At 72.6% G+C, this 7,315-nt stretch carries 6 protein-coding genes and 1 pseudogene; all 7 read right to left on the reverse strand.

All coding sequences use genetic code 11. The annotated features are described in order from the left end of the window. Window positions 1-44 precede the first annotated feature (44 nt). Window positions 45-602, reverse strand: a complete 558-nt coding sequence (locus Q7L73_RS25910; RefSeq protein ID WP_304696078.1) for a universal stress protein — start codon at window positions 600-602, stop codon at window positions 45-47. After that, entirely contained in the window at window positions 602-1,771 is a 1,170-nt protein-coding gene (locus Q7L73_RS25915) for a histidine kinase (protein WP_304696080.1), read from the reverse strand. Before Q7L73_RS25915 ends, Q7L73_RS25910 begins: the two co-directional genes overlap by 1 nt. Beyond that, on the reverse strand, window positions 1,771-3,855 hold the full coding sequence (gene kdpB, locus Q7L73_RS25920; protein WP_370552474.1) for a potassium-transporting ATPase subunit KdpB: 2,085 nt from the start codon (window positions 3,853-3,855) through the stop codon (window positions 1,771-1,773). Before kdpB ends, Q7L73_RS25915 begins: the two co-directional genes overlap by 1 nt. A gap of 50 nt (window positions 3,856-3,905) precedes the next feature. Beyond that, window positions 3,906-4,487: a potassium-transporting ATPase subunit KdpC gene (gene kdpC, locus Q7L73_RS25925; protein ID WP_304696084.1), complete on the reverse strand. Its 582-nt coding sequence runs from the start codon at window positions 4,485-4,487 to the stop codon at window positions 3,906-3,908. After that, complete coding sequence (kdpA, locus tag Q7L73_RS25930; protein ID WP_304696086.1) at window positions 4,487-6,217, reverse strand: potassium-transporting ATPase subunit KdpA; 1,731 nt, start codon at window positions 6,215-6,217, stop codon at window positions 4,487-4,489. Before kdpA ends, kdpC begins: the two co-directional genes overlap by 1 nt. A gap of 3 nt (window positions 6,218-6,220) precedes the next feature. Beyond that, complete coding sequence (locus Q7L73_RS25935; protein WP_304696088.1) at window positions 6,221-6,310, reverse strand: potassium-transporting ATPase subunit F; 90 nt, start codon at window positions 6,308-6,310, stop codon at window positions 6,221-6,223. A gap of 155 nt (window positions 6,311-6,465) precedes the next feature. Continuing rightward, window positions 6,466-7,315, reverse strand: a pseudogene (locus Q7L73_RS25940) (hypothetical protein); the annotation flags it as partial.

The following is a 7,315-nucleotide window of genomic DNA, read 5'->3' on the forward strand; positions in this document are numbered from 1 at the left end:
GGTGATCGGCCGGGCGGGCGCGCTCTTGCAACGTCTGAACACGGTCATGCGGCATCTGATGCGGTCAGCGTCGCGACGTCGGCGTCGCGCGCCGGCCGCAGCACGACGATCTCGCCGGGCGCGTTGGCCAGCAGCCAGGCGGTCTCGGCGGGCGTGAAGCCGTCGCCGCCGGCGGCCGTCTCGGCGGCCAGCACGATCCGGTCGTAGCGCTCGTGCCGGAGCATCTGGCGCAGCGCGTGGCGCGCATCGCGGCCCTTCTCGATGCGCGCGTCGACCGGCACCTCGAACCGCCGCGCGCGCTGCTCGACCGCGTCCAGCAGCGCCAGCGCGACGGCGCTCTGACGCGGCAGCGCGCAGTCGAGCGAGAGGTGCAGCGGCACCTCCGCGAGGTAGACCGGCACGAGCGTCGCGTCATCGGCGCGCGCCAGCCGCAGGGCGGACTCCAACGCCGGGACCGACAGCTCGCGCCCGCGGAAGGGGAACAGCACGCGGCCGGGGCCGGGCGGCGGCAGCGCGCGCCGCATGCGCCGCCCGCGCGCGACCCAGGTCGCGGCGGCGACGAGCACGAGCGGCACGACGGTGACGAGGACGTCGGCGACCATCAGCGTCGCTCCCGCGGCGAGAACGGCGACGCTCCGGGCGCGGCAGACGCGGGCACCGCCGCGCGCCTGGTGCGGTCGGCGACGATCCGCACGTCGATCCCCGGCAGGGCCTCCAGCAGCCGGCTCGGCAGCGACGGCCGCAGCAGCCGCTGCAGCGCGCCGCGCCTGCTCGGCTCGCCGATCAGCACGTAGGTCGTGCCGCGCTCGTGCGCGATCCGCCGCACGGTCCCGACGAGGTCGTCGCTCGGCTCGATCAGCAGGTGCGCGCCGAGCACGACCGCGAGCCGGCGCAGCGCGTCGAGCTGCTCTGCGACCCCGGCGTCAAGCGAACCCGGCGGCTGCACCCACAGCAGGTCCAGCTCGGTGCCCAGCCGCTGCGCCGAGCGCCACGCCCGCCGGACGACCCGCTGCGACGCCGGCGTCGGCTCGACCAGCGCCAGCAGCCGTTCGCCGATCGCGGCCGGGGCGGCGCTCGCGAGCACGCGCTCCTCGTCGCGCCGGCGCGGCGGGCCCGGCCCGCTGACGACCCGCTTCGCCTCGACCTCCTCCGCGACCTGTCGCAGCGCGACCTCGCGCAGCGCCGACAGGTGCTCGATCTTGAAGAAGTTGTTGAGGGCGGACTCGACCCGCGCGGCCGGGTAGACCTTGCCGGCCCGCAGCCGCTCGATCAGCGCCTCCGGGGTGAGGTCGATCAGGACCAGTTCGTCGGCGCCGGCCAGCACCTCGTCGGGGACGGTCTCGCGCACGCGCGTCGCGGTCAGCTCGGCGACCTGGTCGTTGAGCGATTCGAGGTGCTGGACGTTGACGGTCGTGGAGACGTCGATGCCGGCCGCGAGCACGGCCGCGACGTCCTCGAAGCGCTTGGGATGGAGCGACCCGGGCGCGTTCGTGTGGGCCAGCTCGTCGATCAGGCACAGCTCCGGCGCGCGGCGCAGGATCGCGCGCAGGTCCATCTCCTCCAGCTGCGTGCCGCGGTGCTCGACGCGCAGCCGCGGCACGACCTCCAGCCCGACCGCCTGCGCCGCGGTCTCCCTGCGACCGTGCGACTCCAGCCAGCCGATCGCGACGTCACGGCCGGACTCGGCCTCGGCCTGCCCCTCCTGCAGCATCCGGTACGTCTTGCCGACGCCCGCCGCCATCCCGAGGAAGACCTTCAGCCTGCCGGCCATCAGGCTCCGAGCAGGTTGTGGACGACCAGGTCCACGAGCTTGATGCCGGCGAAGGGCGCGATCAGGCCGCCGAGGCCGTAGACGAGCAGGTTGCGGCGCAGCAGCTGCGTCGCGCCGACGGGGCGGAACTTGACGCCGCGCAGCGCCAGCGGCACCAGCAGCGGGATCACGAGCGCGTTGAAGACGATCGCGCTGATGATCGCCGAGCGCGGCGTCCCCAGGTTCATCACGTTGAGCTGGTCGAGCGGACCGGTCGTGCTGCCGGCGAGCGCGTATGTCGAGGCGAAGATCGCCGGCAGGATCGCGAAGTACTTCGCGACGTCGTTGGCGATCGAGAAGGTCGTCAGCGCGCCGCGCGTGATCAGCAGCTGCTTGCCGACCTCCACGATCTCGATCAGCTTCGTCGGATTGGAGTCGAGGTCGACCATGTTGCCGGCCTCGCGCGCCGCCTGGGTGCCGGTGTTCATCGCGACGCCGACGTCGGCCTGCGCGAGCGCGGGCGCGTCGTTGGTGCCGTCGCCGGTCATCGCGACCATCCGGCCGCCCTCCTGGTGCTCCCTGATCAGCGCCAGCTTCGCCTCCGGCGTCGCCTCGGCGAGGAAGTCGTCGACGCCGGCCTCCTGCGCGATCTTCGCCGCCGTCAGCGGGTTGTCGCCGGTCACCATCACGGTCCGGATGCCCATCGCGCGGAGGTGGTCGAAGCGCTCGCGCATCCCCTCCTTGACGACGTCCTGGAGGTGGACGACGCCGAGCGCCTGGTTGTCGCGCGCGACCGCCAGCGGCGTGCCGCCGTCGCGCGCGATGCGGTCCAGCTCGGCTCTCAGCTGCGGCGGCGTCGTGCCGCCCTCGGCGGCGATCCAGCGCTCGATCGCGTCGCCCGCGCCCTTGCGCAGCCGCACCCCGTCGAGGTCGACGCCCGACATCCGCGTCTGCGCGGTGAAGGGGACGAACTCGGCCTCGTGCTCGCCCAGCTCGCGCGCGCGGATCCCCAGCTTCTCCTTCGCCAGCACGACGATCGAGCGGCCCTCGGGCGTCTCGTCGGCGAGCGAGGCGAGCTGCGCCGCCTCGGCCAGCTCCCGCTCGCTCACGCCCGGCATCGGCACGAACTCCGACGCCTGGCGGTTGCCGAGCGTGATCGTGCCGGTCTTGTCGAGCAGCAGCACGTCGACGTCGCCGGAGGCCTCGACGGCGCGGCCGCTCAGCGCCAGCACGTTGCGCCGCACGAGCCGGTCCATGCCGGCGATGCCGATCGCCGACAGCAGCGCGCCGATCGTCGTCGGGATCAGCGCCACGAGCAGGCTGATCAGCGTCGCCAGCGAGGTCGCCGTGCCGGCGTAGTCGGCAAACGGCCGCAGCGTCACGACGACGACGAGGAAGATCAGCGACAGGCCCGCGAGCAGGATCCCGAGCGCGATCTCGTTCGGCGTCTTGCGGCGGCTGGCGCCCTCGACCAGCGCGATCATGCGGTCGAGGAACGACTCGCCCGGCTTCTGCGTGATCTCGACGTGGATCTCGTCCGACAGCACTCTCGTGCCACCGGTGACGGCCGAGCGGTCGCCGCCGGCCTCGCGGATCACCGGCGCCGACTCGCCGGTGATCGCCGACTCGTCGACGGAGGCGATCCCCTTCACGACGGTGCCGTCGCCCGGGATCGCCTCGCCGGCGAGCACGACGACGACGTCGCCCGGCATCAGCTCGCCGGCGTTCTTCGTGCCGCCGTCGCGCAGCCGCGCGGTCGTCTCGCTGCGCATCGCGCGCAGCGTCGCCGCCTGCGCGCGCCCGCGGCCCTCGGCGATCGCCTCGGCGAAGTTGCCGAAGATCACCGTCAGCCACAGCCAGACGCTGACGGTCAGCGTGTACCAGGCGGGGTCGGAGCCGGCGCCGGAGATCGAGCCGCCGAGCGCCTGCACGAGCCAGACGACCGTCGTCAGCAGCGCGCCGATCTCGACCACGAACATGACCGGGTTGCGGATCATCGCGCGCGGGTCGAGCTTGCGCAGCGAGTCGAGCAGGGCGGTGCGCAGGATCGCCGGCTCCAGCAGCGATCTCGTCGGCCGCCCGCTGCCGTCGTGCCCGCGCGGCATGCCGCCCTGGGCGGGCTGCTGCGCCGACGACGCGGGGCCGCTGAGGGCGGTCATCGGGTCTCCTTGTCGAGTGCGAGGTTCAGTTCGAGGACGTTGACGCCGGGCTCGCCGAAGAGGCCGAGGCCGCGGCCGTCGGTGTGGTCGTCGATCAGTCGGTTGACGCGATCGAGCGGCAGCCGTCGCACGGCGGCGATGCGATGCGCCTGGATGCGGGCGTTGGCGACCGTGATCTGCGGGTCGACGCCGGAGGCGGAGGTCTGGACGGCGTCCGGCGGGATCTGCGCGCGCGTCAGGCCGGGGTCGTATCTGCCCTCGGTCTTCAGGTACGCGGCCGCGTATCTCGCGATCGCGTCGCGCGTGTCGGCGCCGTTGGGGCCGGCGTTGCTGAAGAAGGTCGCCGACGGGTTGTAGTCGCTCTGCGACGGGCGGCTGTGGAAGTACTCGGCTCTGCTGAAGCCCTGGCCGAGCAGGCGCGAGCCGACGACTTTGCCGTCGACCCTGATCTGCGAGCCGTTGGCGGCGTCGTTGAAGACGACCTGGCCGACGCCGGTGACGGCGAGCGGATAGAGCAGGCCGAGCACGAGCGTGAGGACGATCAGCCCGACGGCGGTCGCGGTGAGGTCCTTCTTCATCAGAACATCCGATCGGTCAGCCCCTGCACGACCGGGCCGAGCAGGAGAGCGGGGACGAAGGTGAGCAGCGCGACGAGCAGGATCGTTCCGACGGTCAGGCCGCCGAAGGTCGGCGTGTCCGTGCGCATCGTGCCGGGGCCGGCTGGAGCGACCTTGCGGCCGGCGAGCGCGCCGCCGATCGCCAGCACCACGACCAGCGGCAGGAAGCGGCCGACGAGCATCGCGCCGCCGCCGAGCAGGTCGGCGAAGGTGATGCCGAAGGAGCCGGCGTTGCCGGGCGCGTTGGGCTGGATGAAGCCGGTGTAGCCGGCGAACGCGGAGCCGTTGTTGTTCGCCTGCGAGGTGTAGGCGTAGAGCGTCTCGGAGAAGCCCTGCGGACCGCCGTTGTAGATCGACTTCAGGCCGTATCTGGAGGCGATCGCCGCCGCCGTCGCGATCAGCACGAACAGCGGCACCGCGAGCGTGCCGATCATCGTCAGCTTGATCTCGCGCGCGCCGATCTTCTTGCCGAGGTACTCGGGCGTGCGCCCGACCATCAGGCCGGCGATGAAGACCGCCAGGATGACGAACATCAGCATCCCGTAGAGGCCCGATCCGACGCCGCCGAAGATCACCTCGCCGGTCATCATGTTGGCCATCGGGATCGCGCCGCCGATGCCGGTCAGCGACTCCATCGCGGCGTTGACCGCGCCGCACGAGGCGACCGTCGTGACGACCGCGAACAAGGAGCTCGAGCCGATCCCGAAGCGCGTCTCCTTGCCCTCCATGTTGCCGCCGTGGATGCCGGCGAGCTGCTGCGCCGGCGAGCCGTGCGACTCGGCCGCGTAGACGATCGCGACCGCCACCGCGAAGAAGGCGAACATCGCGCCGTAGATCATCCAGCCCTGGCGGCGGTTGCCGACCATCCGGCCGAAGGTCGCGGTCAGCGCCGCCGGGACGATCAGGATCGCCAGCATCGAGACGGCGTTCGTCAGCCCGGAGGCGTTCTCGAACGGCATCGCCGAGTTGACGTTGAAGAAGCCGCCGCCGTTGGTGCCGAGCAGCTTGATCGCCTCCTGCGAGGCGACCGGGCCGAGCGTGATCACGCCCTTGACGCCTTCGAGGCTGGTGAACGCCTGCGCCGGCGAGAGCGACTGCGCCAGCCCCTGGCTGACGAAGAAGAGCGCGATCACGAACGCGAGCGGCAGCAGCACGTAGAGCGTCGCGCGCGTGAGATCGGACCAGAAGTTGCCGAGCGTCTTCAGGCTGCGCGCGGAGAAGCCGCGGATGACCGCGATCACGACCGCGATGCCGACGGCGGCGGAGAGGAAGTTCTGCACCGCCAGCCCGGCCATCTGGCTGAAGTTCGACATCGTCGTCTCGCCGGCGTAGTACTGCCAGTTGGTGTTGGCGACGAACGACGAGCTGGTGTTGAAGGTGACGTCGGCGGGCGCGCCGCCGAAGCCGGCGGGGTTGAACGGGAGCGATCCCTGCAGGCGCAGGATCGCGTACAGCAGCAACCACGAGCCGAGGCTGAAGATCAGCGCTGAACGGGCGTAGCCCTTCCAGTCCTGCTCCTGTCTCGGGTCGACCCGCAGCAGCCGGTAGAAGCCGCGCTCGACCGGGCCGAGCACGCTGCCGAGGATCGCGTCGCCGCGGAAGACGCGATGCATGTACGCGCCGAGCAGCGGCGTGAGCGCGGTCAGGACCGCGAAGAAGACGAGGATCTGGATCCAGCCTTGGACGGTCATGGCCTACAGCCGCTCCCCGCGCAGGAGCGCATAGCCGAGGTAGAGGAAGACCGCGAGCGAGACGACGAGCCCGATCGCGTTGCCGAGGCTCATATCCGTTCCAGTCCCTTGATCAGAGCGAGCATCGCGGCGAAGAACACGACCGCGAGTGCGATGACGAGAAAGTCCATGGACTCACTGTCAGGGGGCGCCCGCCCAGGCCCGATCAAGATTCAGCCGGGCGGCATCAAGATGTTGTTAAGGCGGCTTCAGCGCCGCGAGATCCGCACGATGCGGGCGCTCCGTGTCGCGGCGCGCAGCAGCGTGACATAGGCGGCGCGGGCGTCGAGCGCGGTGCTCCAGAGCGTGACGCCCGTGCGCGGTGGCGTGCCGCGCGGGCAGGCGGTCGGCTCGCTGCCCTGCGCCGTGTGGTGGTGCTCGTGGCCCTCGTCGCGTCGCGCTGTGGTGCCGAGCGTCAGCAGCGTGCGGGTCGCCCGGCCAGCGCGCTTCAGCCGCAGCCGCTGGTCGCAGGCGCGCGCCTGCACGTACAGCAGCGCGTCGCCGTGCAGGGCCGGCTGCGAGAGCTGCGTGCGACGGCTGCGCAGGACGGTCCGCTTCGCGCCGTTCGCCAGCTCGACGACGACGATCCGCGAGCTGTGCCGCGTCGCGACCGCATACGCGAGCCGGTTTCCGTCGAGCGACGGCCGGCTGAGCTGCGCGTCGCGGCCGGTGACGGCGAGCGGGTCCGGCGGCGACGGCGGCGGATCGCTGTCGTCGGCCGCGCGCGGCGGGAGCGCCGCGGCGAGCAGCACGTCTCCGCCCTTCGCACGCGGCGCGCGCCAGGCGACGTGGGTCGCCGAGACGGCGAGCGCGCTGACGCCGGTCGCCGGCGAGATCGTCGCGAGCGGGGCGTCGGGCGTCGCCAGCGCGGCGACGACGATCGCCCCGCCCGCCGCCGTCGCGACGTTCCCCCCGCCGATCGCACGCTGCTCCGCGCCGAGCGTCCGCCACGCCACCGCCGTTCCGCTCGTCGACGGATCGGTCGCGCCGGCGGCCACGGGCGCCGGCTTCGCGCGCGCGGCGGCGGCGGGCGCGGCGGGCGCGGCGGCGGGCGCGGCG

The organism is Conexibacter sp. CPCC 205762, assembly GCF_030646155.1.
GTDB lineage: Bacteria > Actinomycetota > Thermoleophilia > Solirubrobacterales > Solirubrobacteraceae > Conexibacter.